The following is a 15,519-nucleotide window of genomic DNA, read 5'->3' as shown; positions in this document are numbered from 1 at the left end:
GCCGGGCACAACGACCGAAGGCTGCGGACGGTGAGTTGCCACCGGTCCATCGCGGGCCCATAGCTCAACGGTCAGAGCAGGGGACTCATAATCCCTTGGTTACAGGTTCGAATCCTGTTGGGCCCACCCCCCGAACTCCTCTCCGCCGTCCCCGCCCGCCGGCCGTCGGGGACCTGGCCACATTTCGATCGCGAAATCGTCCGAACTTCGCGTCAATACGTGTCCTGTCTGTCATCATGGAGATTCCGAAGGCCTACGAGCCGCAATCTGTTGAGGCGAAATGGTACGCGTTCTGGGAGCAGCATGGCTGCTTCACGGCCGACCCGGCCCGGGTGTCCGCACGCCGGCCAGCCTACTCCATCGTCATCCCGCCCCCCAACGTGACCGGGGTGCTGACGCTGGGGCATGTGTTGAACAACACGATTCAGGATATCCTGGCTCGCAAGGCCCGCATGGAGGGCCGCGAGGTCCTCTGGTTGCCGGGGACGGATCACGCCGGCATCGCCACGCAAAACGTGGTGGAGAAGTCCCTCAAGAAGTCCGGTGAAATCCGGCACCGTGACGATCTCGGGCGCGACGCCCTCGTGGCGAAAATCGGGGAGTGGAAGGAGACCTACGGTGGCATCATTCTCAAGCAGTTGCGCGCCCTCGGAGCCTCGTGTGACTGGACCCGAACCCGGTTCACCATGGATCCCGAGTACTCCCGGTGCGTCCAGCGGGTGTTTGTGGATCTTTACCGCAAGGGCCTGATTTACCGGGGGAAACGGATGGTCAACTGGTGCCCGGCCTCCCTGACGGCGCTGTCGGACGAAGAAGTCGTCATGAAGGAACAGAAGGGTTTCCTGTACCATGTCCGCGTCGAGGTGGTCGGGGAACCCGGTACGTACCTGACCTTTGCCACGACCCGCCCGGAAACGATCCCGGCCGACGCCGCGGTGGCGGTCCATCCGAAGGATCCACGGTACCAGCACCTCATCGGGAAACAGGTGTATCGCGCCCTGCCCCTCGAGGCCTCCCGGGAGCAGCGGGTGATCCCCATCATCGCTGACGACCACGTGGCCTTCGATTTCGGCACCGGGGTGCTCAAGGTGACGCCGGCGCACGACAAGGCGGATTTTGATATCGGCCTGAGGCACCGGCTGCCGGTTGTGGATGTGTTGACCCCCGACGGCCGGATGAGCGCAGCGGCGGGGGCGGATCTTGCCGGTCTGGACCGTTTCGCGGCGCGTGCGCGCGCGGCGGAACTCCTTGAGGCGGCCGGCGCGCTGGAAAAGGCCGAGCCGTACGTCAACCATGTGGGCTTCAGCGAGCGTGCCGATGTGCCCATCGAGCCGCGGCTCAGTGAGCAATGGTTCCTGAAGTACCCGGCCGTGGAACAGGCCCGGGCGTGCGTGGCACCGGCGGAGCCGAACCCGGACTCCGGGGCCGAAGGCTTCGGGATGCGTTTCTTCCCGGATCGGTGGGCCAAGGTGTACGACCACTGGATGGGCGGCATCCAGGACTGGTGCATCAGCCGGCAATTGTGGTGGGGACACCGGATCCCGGTGTGGTACCGGGTCGCCCCGGATTCCGGGGTGACCGGGCAGGGGACCTCCGGAGACGAGATGCCGCTGCGGCCCGTCGAGGAGCGGTGCCAGGTGGAATGCCCGGGAGACGGCTGGATCCAGGATCCCGACGTGCTCGACACCTGGTTCAGTTCCTGGCTATGGCCGTTCGCCACCCTGGGCTGGACGGGCGATCCGGACACCGATTCCGGGAACGCAACGCTGAAGGCCTTCTACCCGACGACGGACCTCGTCACCGCACCGGACATCATCTTCTTCTGGGTCGCCCGGATGATCATGGCGGGCTACGAGTACATGGGCGAGGCACCTTTCCGGAACGTCTATTTCACCGGGATCATCCGCGACAAACAGGGCCGGAAGATGTCCAAATCGCTGGGCAACTCACCCGACCCGCTCGACTTGATTGCCGCGTACGGAGCCGACGCCCTCCGGTTTGGCGTGATGCGGTCCGCGCCGCTGGGTCAGGACATCCGGTTCGACGAGAAGTCCGTCGAACTGGGCCGGAACTTCTGCAACAAGCTGTGGAATGCGTGCCGGTTTCGTCAGATGGCCGGCAGCACTGCGGATCCCGGCGGTGAGATCGTCCCCGAGCGGTTGACCAACGATGACCGGTGGATCCTGCTCCGGCTGGACCAGGCGATCGGGGAGGTCCACCAGGCGTTTACGAGCTACCGGTTTAACGAGGCCACCGCGACCCTGTACCGATTCTTCTGGAGCGAGTATTGCGATTGGTATGTCGAGGCGTCCAAGGCGGCGCTTCAGGGCGGCAACCCGGCGCTTCGGGCGAACAAACTGGCGGTGATGGACTTTGTCCTCGGGCACCTGCTCCGGCTCTTCCATCCGTTCCTGCCGTTCATCACGGAGGAGCTGTGGCATGCCTTGGGATTTTCCCGCGACCTGCCGGCAGACCAGGGGGGGCTCACGCTGATGACTGCGCCATGGCCGCGTCGGCTGAGCGATGCGGAGAAGGACTACTTCGGCCTGGACGAGGCGGCCGACCGGGTTGCGCAGGCCACTTACGATCTGGTCACGCTTGGGCGAAGCCTGCGGCTGGACGCGCGGGTGGATGGGGCGAAGAAGGTGCGCTTCGTGCTGAGACCGTCCGGAGTTCCCCAACCCGGGCAACTGGACGTCCTGAAGACGCTGCTGAATGCCGAAACCCTGGGGGTCGAACCCTCGTATGCGCCGCCAAAGGGCACCCCGATGGCGTCCAATGCCCTTGGGGAGCTCTTCCTGCCCCTGGAAGGCCTGATGGATGTCGCAGCCGAACGGATGCGATTGACCCGGGAGCACGACCGGATCGTCGGTGAAATTGCCAAAGTGGAGGCCAAACTTTGCAATCCAGCCTTCACCCAAAAGGTTCCCGCGGCGGTCTTGGACGAGCACCGCCAGCGCCTGGCCGACTGGGAGTCCAAGCGTCAGGCCGTGCGGTCCGCGCTCGGAAACCTTCCCGGGTGAGCCGGATCACCGGGTCAATAATCAGGTGAAACCGGACTTCCGGATTGAGACTGGCAAAAATTCTGCTTGCGAACGGTTTGGTCATCTTTGAGGCTCCTGAAAACGAGCAATTCCAGTTCACAGCACCCGCTCACCATGAATTCGACCCGCAACCTGATGGGGCTTGCCAGCCTGACCGTTCTTACGGCTGGTTCCGCCTCCGCCGCCGTGTTTTGGAATCCCAGCGGCAATTGGAGCGACGGGGGCAGTGTGGTCGCCATTGGCACGCCTTTTTCCGTGGGCGATGCCGCGGTGACCATCCGGTCGCTTGGGATTTTCGACATGGATGAAGACGGCCTCGAATATGCCGAGCAGGTTGGCATCTTTACGACGGACAAGACGCTGCTGGGAAGCGTCGAAATCAAGGCGGGCACGGCTTCGCCCCTGCGTGACGGCACCCGCTGGGAAGATCTCACCATTGCGATCAATCTCAATCCCAACACCGAATATGTCCTTGCGTGGACGGTCCGGCAGAACGGGGTGCCGATCAACGTCGCCCAGCCGGGATACGTGTTCGTTGATCCCCTCTTCAATCTTGCCGGGACGGGGTTCACCTACACGGAAACCGGTGTCGAAGGGTTGAACTTCCCGAACCAGGGCCAGCGGTCGGTCGGCCTGTATGCGTTCGGCGGCAACATGGAGCTCGTTCCCGAGCCGGTGACGTCAGGGTTGGTTGCGGGCGCAGGCTTGGTGGGTTTTGCTGTGTGGCGTCAGCGCCGCAACCGCAATCGGCGGGGTTGAGTGGGGCGTCAGCCCGGGAATGTGCCGGGGGCAACCGGGTGCGGGGTGGAACGGTATCCGTGTGGCATCCCCGGCGGCGTTCTCAGGCCTGTCATCCGCCGCTTGGGCCTTCCCACCCATTGGGTTTTGAGTGAACGCGGTGTGCCCCCCTGACAAAAGGGGGTCATGAATTGCGTGCGAGCGTGTCCCGGGACTACGTTGCGCTTGTGAACCTCGAAGACAGCCTCGGTGACATCCTTCGCAAGGCGCGACTCTCCAATCAGGTGGGATCCGCGGAGGCCGCAGCAGCCGCAGGGTTGGCTACGGACGCCTACGAGCAGATGGAGGCCACCGGAACGGCAGCGTCCGGGACACGCTTCGAGCCGCTGGCAGCGTTGCTCACCCTCTCCGGTCCGCGGCTGGAGGGGATTGCGCATGGCTGGAGGCCGGAGCCGGTGGACCTGTCGCAATGGCAGGGCCTCGAGGTGATCACCACCGAGGGCGATGGGATGACCGTGAATGCCTTCCTCGCCTGGGATCCGGGGACGCACGCGGCTGCCTTGTTTGACACCGGGTTCGAGGACGCTCCGATCGTCGAACTCATTGCCCGCCACCAGCTTCATCTTCAACAAGTCTTCATCACCCACGCGCACGGAGATCACGTGGCCGCGCTGGCACCGCTGCGGGAGCGGTATCCGGCCGCCCGGGTCCACAGCGGGTCGTCACGCGCACCCGCCGACCAACGTCTCACTGACGGGGCCAAGTACGCCGTCGGCTCGCTGCAGGTGACGCACCGGGCGACCCCGGGTCACGCCGAGGATGGCGTGACCTACGTGGTCACCGGGTGGGGCGGTGGCGCGCCTTCGGTCGCGGTGGTTGGCGACGCCATTTTTGCGGGTTCGATGGGAGGGGCGCGGGAGCAACTCCCGCTTGCGCGACGGCGGGTTCGTGAGATGATCCTTTCGATGGCCGAAGCAACGTTGATCTGTCCGGGCCACGGCCCGCTGACCACGGTCGGCCAGGAAAAACTCCACAATCCCTGGTTCCCATGAACACGAAATGCGGCCACTTGATTCGGTGTTTCCCCCTTGTGGCCGGTTGCTGGGTCGTGGATTCGCTGTTGGCCGGGGACCCCCCGCCTGCGGCGGTCGCGGTCACCAATCACGTGGAGGCGGTCGAGCCGCTGCTGGAGCCAACGGCGCCACCCACGACCTCTCCGTCAATCTCCGCAGTCCTCTCAGCCCCCGTTCAACTCCCGGAGCCCCCTGCGTCCGAGGCGACCGCCGCCGCACCATTTTCGCCGATTGAAGTCCCCCCGTCCCTGACGACATCGTTTGGATTGAGTCTCCCGGAGACCCCCGGATTGGATGGCGACGCCGAGACGCAGCGTCGGCTCGAATCGCCCACGCCGATGGAGCAGATTGAGCGTCATGGCGCCTTGGGGTTTGTGTTCCGGGAGCCGGAGCCGCAAAATTTTGTGGACCTGATCAGCCCGCTGGCTCCCGAGGATTTCGGGCCGAGCGAACGGGAGATCTTCAACCGGGACCCAACTCTGAAGCCCGGTGCGACCCTCCCCCGCTCGTTCTACCGGGACCTCATCAACCACGAGCCGGTGCTCAGCTTGTTCAACTGGTCCTGGTAGGCGCCGGTTGGCGCGTCACCGGGGGTCGGGTTTGTTGGGCCTCCTGACGCGGGCGGATCAAGGGGCCTCTTCGGCCCGCCGGGAGAGGGTCTGCGATTGTGGGCCTGCTCGAGGGTGTCCATCACGGTAGGGTGAGGCTCCTGCCGAACCGTTCCCGCAACCGCAAGTCGGGCCTGCGGGGACTCCACGCGCGGATAGGGGGCCCCACCGGTGGTGGTGGTGGGTGATGTGGCAGGGTGCGTCAGGGTGTGGCTCCTGCCTGCTGGTGGGGGGGGTACGAGGCTCCTGCCGAGCCGTGCGGACAACATGGGGGTTTGGCCTGTGGGGACTTCATGCGCCGACGGCTTCGGTGGATCTTCGATGGGTGAGCTCCACCGGGGGTGCGGTGGGCGTCCTGGTGGGTGTCGGATTGGCGGCCGCAAACACCACCTCGCGCGAATTGTTTCAACTTTCCGCCACGTTTTTCTTGAATTCGCGTCGGCCCTTTTCAATTCTCTGGGCATCGCCTCGTGATTTGTCCCCGTAACGACCCGTGGGATTTTGCGTGGCATCACACAAAACACTCGAATGAAACACAAATTCCAACAGCAGTTGTGCCGGCCCACCGCCGGCGCCTTTGCGACTTGGAGTCGTTCGCGGAAGCGGAGCGCGGGGCCCATGCAATGGCTCGCGGCATCCACTGCGCTGACGGCTCTTGTCGGGATCACGTCGGCGCGAGCGGCCGATGTGCTCTTCAACTTCGATGCCGGCCAGCCCGCCGGTGTGGAGATCGCGGGCAACAATGACCAGATGTTTGTGCCGGCCGGCGGTAATCCCAATGGGTTCATGGCACTGACCTACCCGGTGAACAGTCAAACGGGGATCGTGGTGTTTGAGGATACCGACCCGGGTAAGGTCGTCACCGGCTTCTCGTTCTCGTGCGACTTGCGGACGGGCAACAGCACGGGCGATCGGGCCGCCGACGGCTTCAGCATCAGCTTTGCCAGAAATGGAGATCCGTTCCTGACGAGCCTCTCGGACAGTGACTTGGCCGGTGGTGACGTCGGCTCCGCGACCGGCTGTTGCGCCGAGACCGGAACAATTACGGGAATCTCAGTGTCCTTCGACACGTGGTCCGGCAACACTTTCCGTAACGATCCCGGAGATTCGACAGACATCGAGGGAATCATCGTTCGCGTAGATGACGTTACCGTTCAAAAAGTAGGCCTGCTGACCCGCCATGGTACGGCCGACGACACTACTAGTCTCCAAACCGGACCCCGTGATGCAGCCTATTGGGCCGATGGGGGAGACCCATACGATCCCGCGTCGTGGGCCACGCTAGCGTGGAGGCCGTTCACGATTGACCTGACATCCGAGGGGCGTTTGACCGTGACTTGGAAAGGGGCGGACATCCTCCGAGACTACCAGACCACCTACTTCCCGTCCGCGGGTCAGTTGGTATTCGCCGGTCGCACCGGCGGTGCCAATGCCCACACGCATGTGGACAACCTGCGACTGGTCACCATCGCACAGGAGGTCAGTGAAGTGCCGGGAGCTCCTGGTAACCTTCGAATCGCTCAGATTGGCTCCCGGCGCGCCAGCATTGCCTGGGATCCGGCAACTGTCGTCGGCGATCCCAACGCCCGGGTGGCCTATGAAGTGGAGCGGAACGGCGTCGTTGTTGCCCCGCTCCTGACCACCACCACTTACGAGGATCGGGGCCTCGCTCCGAACACCAGCTACACCTACCGGGTCCGCGGAAAGAACATCGCGGGTCTGCCAGGTCCCGATGCCAGCATCACCGGAAGCACGGTGGCTGACGTTCCTGGTGTGGGCTTCAGCAAGATCGAACTTTGGTTCAATATTCCGGGTACTTCGGTCGAAGCTGGTCTGTTCGACCCACATTACGCCGATCCGCCCGACAGCATCCGCTACGGGAACGGGTTCAGCTTTGGCGAAACCTCGGGCTTCGGAAACACCTTTGGCGACAACTTCTTCGCCAAGATGACCGGTGTTCTGACGATTCCGGAGGCCGGCGATTACCGCTTCTTCCTCCGTTCGGATGACGCGAGCGCCCTCTACGTCAACACCGCGGGACCGGCGCTTCCGGATCCTCTTGCGACTTTCCCGATTGCCGAAGAGTTCGGATGCTGCGGGGGCTTCGAAGAGGTTGTTGACGGGGTGAGCCCTGACGAAACCAGCGAAGTCATCACATTCACCGCCGGCCAGCGCGTCGGTGTGACGTTCGTGGTCAAGGAAGGCGGCGGCGGCGACTGGGGTCAGGTTGCCATTCGGCGCGAAGGGGATCCCACCCCGGCCGGTCAGTTGACCCCGATCCGTGGCGCCATCATCGAGTCTCCCGTGGACGCGGTCGGTGCCTCAGTGGCCATCACCGATGATCCGGACGATGTGACCACCAGCGCCAATGAATCCGCGACGTTCACGGCGGCGGCGACCGGCTCCTCTCCCTACGGTGGGGACTACGGCAATGCCATCTCCTGGCAGTGGTATGTCAACGACGTGGCCCAGTTGGGAGCCAACGCGGCGACGTTCACGATCCCGGTGGTCTCTGCTGCCCAAAACAACGCCAAGGTCAAAGTAATTGCCGCGGTGGCCGGAGCCTCTGCGACCAGCGCTGAAGCGACTTTGGTTGTCAATCCTGACACCACGCCGCCCTCGGTTCGCCGCTTGGGCGGCGCGGACACGTTCGACTCGGTGACGGTCGTCTTCACCGAACCGGTTGTGGATCCCTCAGCCGTGACGGCGTCCAACTACCAGATTACAGGACTGACCGTGAATTCGGCCACACGGGTCAACGATCGGACGATTCGCCTCGGTACTTCTCGGCAGACTCCGGGGGCAAGCTACGCCGTGACCATTAATGGAGTTCGCGACAACGCCAATCTGGCATCGGCCTTTACCGGCGAGTTCCAGGCGTTCGAGGCGCAGGCTGGGGCCATCGTCTTCAATCTCTGGCTGAATGAGACCGGCGGCTTCGACACCTTCCCTGAGGACCGTCCCCCGGACGAGGTGCGGCTTCTCAGCAGCGCCTACACCGGCTCGGGACTCTATGACAACTACTTCGGCCAGTTGAAGATGCTCTTCACCCCGGAAGTGACGGGGGACTATGTCTTCTTCATCGCCACCGACGATCACGGTGAGCTGTACCTGAGCACCGACGCAGATCCCGCGAACAAGAAGCGGATTGCCGAGGAGCCGTCCTGGAGCGATCCGCGGCTTTGGAATGGAAACGGCGTGGATGCGAACACAGGAACCCGCGGCGACGCCCCATTCCGGACGAATCGCTCGGATGAGTATCAAGACACCGAGTGGGCGTCCGGCCCTGGTGGTGCGATTCGCCTGACTCAGGGAACGTCGTATTACCTCGAACTCCTCTACAAGGAGGGCGGCGGTGGTGACCATGGGGCCATTGCGGTCAAGCTCGCCAGTGAGGCGGATCCTGCAAACGGGCAGGGTGAACTCGGCGGCAGCCGTGTGAGTTGGTACATTGACCCGAATGTGGTGGCGCCGATCATCACCCAGCGTCCTTCGGGCGTGAATGTGGCTCCGGGTGCGGCCTTCACCCTCACGGTTGGCGCTGAATCGGCGCTTCCCATGACCTACCAGTGGTACCAGAACAAGCGCCCGGTCGCGGGTGCCACCAGCGCTTCCTACGCGGTCGCGAGCGCCACGGTCGGTCACATTGGCGACTACTACGTGGTGGTCTCCAATGAGAATGGATCGGTCTCCACGTTCCCGGATGATGATGTGCGGGTAACCCTCACCGGCGCGTTCGTCATTGAGGCGGAGGACTACAATTATGAAGAAGGCAAGACCTTGGCCGCGGCGAGCGTCATGCCGCTGGTGGCTGACTTGTACATGGGCTTGGACGGTATCCCGGGGATTGACTTCAACAACACTCGCAGTGATATCCCGCCCGATGGCAATGATGGAAACAGTTATCGCAACGGATGGGTGGATGGCGACGGTAACGTTCAGCCCTCTCCTCCGGGTCAAGGCGGTAACCTTGATGTGATCATTGACAACGGCAATGGCAACACCGTGCGTCCGGACTTCACGCTGGCCAACAACTACAAGATTGGTTGGGGCGGTACGGGGAACTGGTGGAACTACACCCGCACCTTCGAAGCCGGCTCATACAGCGCCGTGTTCGTCGGTTCGCGCGACGGTCGGGCTGCCAACGCGATGGGGCGGACGCTGGAACTGGTGACTGGCGACATTACCCAACCGGATCAGACCACCACCGTTCTTGCCGAACTGACGGCGGACGGCACCGGTGCGTGGAGCTCGAATGACTTCATTCCGTTCCGTTCTGTTGGTGGTTCGGACGTTGCCGTGTTCGACCTCGGCGGCACCCAGACGCTGCGGTTGCGCATCAGTTCGGGTGACGGCGACAACGACGCGGTTCTGCTCTACCGGCAGACGGGTGTCGTGGCACCGCCGGTGATTACCGGAATCGTGGTCAACGCCGACGGTACGGTGACCATCTCCTGGACGGGTGGAGGTCAGCTCGAAGCGTCCTCGACACTTGGCGGCACCTACGCCCCGGTTCCGGGTGCGACAGGCGGTTCGTACATCTGGACGCCCGGACCGACCGACAACGAGATCTTTGCCCGAGTCAGGAACTGACCTGACTTAAGCGAAAGACCCATCAGGCGGGGCTGGAGGCGACTCCAGCCCCGCTTTTTTGTTTGATACAGGGAGGGATGATGGAGGTGGTGGTGGGTGGGTGGTGGCGTTGGCGTTGTTGGTGGGGACCCGCTGCCGCGGGTCCGTAAAGTCCCGTCCGCGCCTGGATCGCGGACGGCCTGTGCGTGTGAAGTCACCACCACGCCTGCCGCGACCTGAACGTGTGGAGGCCCCGTGATCCTCGGGCGGCACAGCCTCGGATGGAAATGAGGGCGGCGCGGCTGCACCGCCCCACCCGCTGGACAGGCTCTGGCCAATTTTCTGTTTGCCCTGCCCCGGGGGCCTCATAGCTTCGGCGCCGCAGTTGGCCGATGGTGTAATGGTAACACAGGGGTCTTTGAAGCCCTTATTCATGGTTCGAATCCATGTCGGCCAGCCATTTCCACCGCTCGGTGCGCCGCGTGGAGTTCAGCGGGAGGAAGACGTCGGGTTTTCGATGCGGTTCAACGCGCTCAGGATGGCCTTGATTGAGGCGAGCTCGATGTGGGTGTCCACCCCCGCGCCCCAGCAGCGGCGTCCATCGGCGGCCCTCAGCTGCACGTAGGCGATGGCGCTGGCCTCCTCGCCGGAGCCGAGCGCGTGCTGCTTGAAGTCGGCGACCTCCACCCGCGGCACTCCCGCCTGGGTCAGAGCGTGGATGAAGGCTGCGATCGGCCCGTTGCCACGCCCGGTGAGCGATTGCTCCCGCCCCTGGTGCACCACGCTGGCACGACAGTCGAAGACGCCGTCCACCCCGTCGGCATGGAAATGGATCAGGGACCACGGCGTGCGCCGCTCGACATACTCGCGCCAAAACATCTGCCGCAATTCCTCGGCGGTGACCTCCCGGCCGAGGGCGTCCACCTGGTCGTTCGCGATGGGTCCGAACTCCCGCTGCATGTCCTTGGGCAGGTCCATGCGGAACTCGCTTTCCAACAGGTAGGCCACACCGCCCTTGCCGGACTGGGCGTTGACCCGGATGACCTCGCGGTACTCGCGGCCGATGTCGCCGGGGTCAATGGTGAGGTAGGGAACGTCCCAGTGGGTGCGTCCGCCCGCGCCCCATTCGGCGAGACCCTTTTTGATGGCATCCTGATGCGAGCCGCTGAACGCGGTGAACACCAGTTCGCCGGCATAGGGCTGGCGCGGGGGAATGGTCATGCCGGTGCAGCGCTGGTACACGGTGCGAATGCTATTGAGATCGGAGAACTCCAGTCCCGGATGGATCCCGTGCATGTAGAGGTTCAGCGCCACGGTGACCACGTCGAGATTTCCCGTGCGTTCCCCGTTGCCGAAGAGGGTACCCTCGACGCGGTCCGCGCCGGCCAGCAGTCCGAGCTCGGTTGCCGCCACGCCGGTGCCCCGGTCGTTGTGGGTATGCAGGCTGATGATCAAGGCCTCGCGATCCCGGATGTTGCGGCAGATCCATTCGATCTGATCGGCATACACGTTGGGGGTCGCCACCTCCACGGTATCCGGCAGATTCAGAATCATCCGACGTTCCGGCGTCGGCCGCCATACATCCATCACCGCCTCGGAAATTTCCCGGGCGAACTCCACCTCGGTGGCGCTGAAACTCTCGGGCGAGTATTGGAACAGCACCTCGGTGTCGGGCAGGCGGTCCACCCGGTCGCGGATCCACCGGGCCCCCTGGACGGCAATGGCCTTGATCTCCTCCGGGGATTTGCCGAAGACGACCCGGCGCTGGGCGGGCGAGGTCGAGTTGTAGAGGTGGATGATCACCCGCCTCGCGCCCGCCAGCGACTGGAAGGTGCGCTCGATGAGGTCCTCACGAGCCTGGACCAGGACCTGGACCGTGACGTCCTCGGGAATGTGATCCTTCTCAATCAGGAGCCGGTTGAATGCGAACTCGGTATTCGAGGCGGAAGGGAAACCCACCTCGATTTCCTTGAAGCCGCACCGGACGAGGGTTTGAAACAGTTCCAGCTTCTGGGCGATGTTCATCGGAACGGCGAGGGCCTGGTTGCCGTCGCGGAGATCCACGCTGCACCAGATGGGTGCGCGCTCGAGGACGCGTCCGGGCCACTGCCGGTCGGGCAGGTGAATGGGTGGGAACGGGCGGTATTTTTCGGACGGGTTTTTCAACATGACCTGTTGTCCTGCTGGGGTTGATGCCTCGTGCGTCGTGCCCGGCGGGTGCCCCAAAACGAGAAGGCCCCAACGCCGATGCGCGGCGATGGGGCGAAGATGACTGAAACGGACGTCAACACACCCCGCACGCCGCGCTGCCGGGAAGGCAGGCGCCCGGCACAAGTCCAAGGATGTGTTTGCCGATCACAGTTTCGGGATACAGGCAACGCGACTTCCGGGCAAGGGCATTCCGTGCCCCCCTGTGGTTCAGACGCCGGGGAGAGGAAGTCGGCAGGTTCGTATCGCCTTGAGCTGGGGATGCCCGGGCGCACGGGGACGGAGTGTCGGTTGAACCTATGGAACGGGGTGTCCCTTCGGATGAATGCGTGCGGAGGGTGCCGCTGCCAAGGAGGATGAGCGTCGTAGGGACACGTGGCGACAGCGGCGCGCCGGGGAGTGTCACTGCGACCAAGGACAAGGACCTGTCCCTCTGTCCGGTCCTGTCCCTTGTCCCTTATCCGCTTGTCCGCGGTGGGAGAGCCACCACCACGGTTGACCTGTCCCCATGCAGTGGCCCCCAGCTCGGAGCAGCCCTACCACAACCATTGACCTGTCCCTCTGTCCGCTGTCCTTCTGTCCGCTCCACCCGGCGGGGTGATGTCCGGTGGGGTGAGGCTCTGCCGAACCGTGCGCGTTACCGGAATCTGGGACTGTGGGGCATCCTCATGCGGGCGGCTCCGCGGAGCCCCCAGCGGGGTTGGGAGTTGCTGGGTGACCCGGTGGGCATGGGGATGGTCCGCATCGGCATTTCGCAGTCCGGCAGGCAGTCCGGCTACCGGGGAACTTGGCGTTGACCGGTTGCGGGCCGGCTGCGACACAAGTGTTGAGCTGATGACTTGCTGGAGACATCTGCTGATGGTGCTGTTCGGGACCGCCTTGTTGACGCCGCCTCTGCTCGCGGCGGCGCCTGCTGCGATGTCCCTGGAGGCGGCGCGCCGTCATTGGGCGTTTCAACCGATTCGACGCCCGTCGCCCCCGGCGGTCCGGGATTCCGGACGCCTGCGATCGCCCGTGGATGCGTTTGTCGAATCGGCCCTGGCGGCGCGTGGAGAAACCTTGGCCGCGCCGGCGGCCCCAAGGGACCGGATGCGACGGGTGTATTTCGACCTGACCGGGCTGCCTCCCGAACGTTTGGTGGTCGAGGCTTTCGAACGGGATCCGTCGCCGGAGGCATTCGTCGCCGTGGTGGACCGGTTGCTGGCAAGTCCTCAATACGGGGAGCGGTGGGGGCGTCACTGGCTGGATGTCGCCCGCTATGCCGACACCAAGGATCTGGTGCTGGTGTACGGGCGGGATGCATTGCGTCCCTACGCGTACACTTATCGGGACTATGTGATCCGGGCCTTCAACGAGGACCTCCCGTACGATGAGTTCCTTCGCGACCAGTTGGCGGCGGACCTGGCGACGCCAGCGGTGGCTTCGTGGCGGCTCGCGGCGCTCGGGTTTCTGACGCTGGGGCGCCTCTTCGACAACAATCCCCACGATCAGATTGATGACCAGATTGACACCGTCACCCGTGGATTGCTGGGGCTCACCGTGTCGTGTGCCCGGTGCCACGACCACAAGTATGATGCCATCTCGATCGGGGAGTACTACGGCCTATATGGCGTGTTCGCCTCGACCGAGCGGCCGTATGTGCTGCCACTCATCGAGGATCCGGCGGCCGTTCCGGGCGGCCCTGAATTCGAAGAGCGGCTGGCCGCGGCGCGGCGGGAACTCGACGACCACCTCGATGCCGAGCATGCGAAGTTGACCGGGATCCTGCGCTCGCGCCTTGGCGACTATCTGGTCCGGGCGGCGACCACGGAGCCGGATCTGACCGAGACCGCCCAGTTCGGCCTTTCGTTGACGCCGGAGGACTTCCGGCCCGCACTGATGCTGCGCACGCGGCGGTTGCTCGCGGCGCGGGTGAATTTGGAAGACCGGGTTTTTGGTCCTTGGGCGTCCCTGACGTCAGCCCTGGAAGACGCTCCCGACGGGCAGGCGGTTCGTTTGGTGGTGCCGCCCGATGTGAACTGGAATCCCCAGGTCATCGCCGCGCTGGAGGGGCGGCGCTTCACCGATCGCGCCGCCGTGGCCCGGGCCTACGGCGAATTGTTGCTCGCGATGAACGACCGGCATGCCCGGGACGGATCCGGCGACGTGGAATTGGTCGCGCTGGTCTCCGGGCCGGATGCGCCGATGACGTTCCCGCGCCGGGAGACGCCCGCACACATGTCGCGTCCGGACAAGGATCGCTACAGCGGGCTGGCCATGGCTCTCGACAAGCTCGCGGCACATGCCACGAACCGGCCTCCGGCCCGGGCGATGATTGTGGCTGATCTGCCGGAACCCCTGAAGCCGCGGATCTTTCTCCGTGGCAATCCGTCCCGACTGGGCCCCGAGGTGCCCCGGGCATTCCTGCGAGCCCTGGGGGACGGAGAGCCGCACGCCTTCGTCTCGGGCAGTGGGCGCCGGGAACTGGCCGAAGCCATCGTTTCCCCGGACAACCCGCTGACCGCCCGCGTGCTGGTCAATCGGGTGTGGATGCATCACTTCGGCGAGCCTCTGGTCGGCACGCCATCGGAATTCGGTGCGCGGAGCGATCCGCCGGTGCTCCCGGAGTTGCTCGACTGGCTGGCCGCCGAGTTCATCGGGTCCGGCTGGAGCCTGAAGTCGCTCCATCGCACGCTCCTGCTTTCCGCGACGTATGCCCAGGCTGTGCGGACGCCGATTTCCGGGACCGCGGCCTCCGAACCGGGAGCCGTTCTGCGGCGACGGCTGGATCTCGAAGCCATGCGGGATTCCCTGCTGCAGGTCTCCGGGCGGCTGGATCTGACCCTCGGCGGGCCTCCCGGGGATGCGGCCGGGGATCCGTTGAATGTTCGGCGGACCGTGTACGGGCTGGTGGACCGGCAAAATCTGCCCTCGCTGTTTCGAACCTTCGATTTTGCAGCCCCGGATCAATGTGTGGAGCGACGCCCTTCCACCACCGTTCCCCAACAGGCCCTGTTTGCCCTCAATGCCCCCTTCGTCCTTGAGCAGGCGCGCGCGCTGGCATCGCTTCCGGAGGTTGTGGCTGCAGAAGATCCCGGAGCACGGGTGGCGGCGCTGTTCCGGCGCGTGCTGGGCCGTGAACCGTCGGTGGATGAGATTCGCGACGCCGTGCGGTTCGTGGAGGTTCCGACCGGCGGGGACGCTCCGGCGGGCCCGTGGGAGCTGCTGGCCCAGATGCTGATGATCTCCAATGAGGCGGTCTTTCTGGATTGAACCCATCCCCAATGAACATCGCAT

General features: G+C 64.5%; 7 protein-coding genes and 2 tRNA genes. 8 read left to right on the top strand and 1 reads right to left on the bottom strand.

All coding sequences use genetic code 11. The annotated features are described in order from the left end of the window. The first annotated feature begins 53 nt into the window (after positions 1-53). The 7 genes from KF791_07640 (at position 54) to KF791_07610 (ending at position 10,495) form a co-directional block, all read left to right on the top strand. Positions 54-126, top strand: a tRNA-Ile gene (locus tag KF791_07640). Positions 127-233: 107 nt separating this feature from the next. Further along, positions 234-3,023 (top strand): valine--tRNA ligase, encoded by a 2,790-nt coding sequence (locus KF791_07635; protein MBX3732452.1) that lies wholly within the window; start codon positions 234-236, stop codon positions 3,021-3,023. A gap of 135 nt (positions 3,024-3,158) precedes the next feature. Then, positions 3,159-3,803: a PEP-CTERM sorting domain-containing protein gene (locus tag KF791_07630; GenBank protein MBX3732451.1), complete on the top strand. Its 645-nt coding sequence runs from the start codon at positions 3,159-3,161 to the stop codon at positions 3,801-3,803. 206 nt (positions 3,804-4,009) lie between these two features. Continuing rightward, a complete protein-coding gene (locus KF791_07625; protein MBX3732450.1) occupies positions 4,010-4,834 on the top strand; it encodes an MBL fold metallo-hydrolase in 825 nt (274 codons plus the stop codon). Continuing rightward, on the top strand, positions 4,831-5,424 hold the full coding sequence (locus tag KF791_07620) for a hypothetical protein (GenBank protein ID MBX3732449.1): 594 nt from the start codon (positions 4,831-4,833) through the stop codon (positions 5,422-5,424). The genes KF791_07625 and KF791_07620 overlap by 4 nt, the downstream gene beginning before the upstream one ends. Before the next feature lie 567 nt (positions 5,425-5,991). After that, positions 5,992-10,056, top strand: a complete 4,065-nt coding sequence (locus tag KF791_07615; GenBank protein MBX3732448.1) for a hypothetical protein — start codon at positions 5,992-5,994, stop codon at positions 10,054-10,056. Positions 10,057-10,421: 365 nt separating this feature from the next. After that, a tRNA-Gln gene (locus KF791_07610) sits at positions 10,422-10,495 on the top strand. A 29-nt stretch (positions 10,496-10,524) separates the two neighbouring features. On the opposite strand, the gene leuA is transcribed toward KF791_07610, so the two are convergent. Next, entirely contained in the window at positions 10,525-12,204 is a 1,680-nt protein-coding gene (leuA, locus tag KF791_07605) for a 2-isopropylmalate synthase (protein MBX3732447.1), read from the bottom strand. 873 nt (positions 12,205-13,077) lie between these two features. Between leuA and KF791_07600 the strand changes: the two genes are divergently transcribed. Then, on the top strand, positions 13,078-15,495 hold the full coding sequence (locus KF791_07600) for a DUF1553 domain-containing protein (GenBank protein ID MBX3732446.1): 2,418 nt from the start codon (positions 13,078-13,080) through the stop codon (positions 15,493-15,495). Positions 15,496-15,519: the final 24 nt, after the last annotated feature.

The organism is Verrucomicrobiia bacterium, assembly GCA_019634635.1.
In the GTDB taxonomy this organism is placed as follows: Bacteria; Verrucomicrobiota; Verrucomicrobiia; order Limisphaerales; family UBA9464; genus UBA9464.
The sequence above is the reverse complement of the archived record's forward strand: the minus strand, read 5'-3'. Positions and strand labels throughout refer to the sequence as shown.

Coding starts and splice junctions, on each gene's coding strand:
- leuA (MBX3732447.1), bottom strand. CDS start 12,204: ATGTTGAAAAACCCGTCCGAAAAATACCGCCCGTTCCCACCCATTCAC.
- KF791_07630 (MBX3732451.1), top strand. CDS start 3,159: ATGAATTCGACCCGCAACCTGATGGGGCTTGCCAGCCTGACCGTTCTT.
- KF791_07620 (MBX3732449.1), top strand. CDS start 4,831: ATGAACACGAAATGCGGCCACTTGATTCGGTGTTTCCCCCTTGTGGCC.
- KF791_07600 (MBX3732446.1), top strand. CDS start 13,078: ATGACTTGCTGGAGACATCTGCTGATGGTGCTGTTCGGGACCGCCTTG.
- KF791_07615 (MBX3732448.1), top strand. CDS start 5,992: ATGAAACACAAATTCCAACAGCAGTTGTGCCGGCCCACCGCCGGCGCC.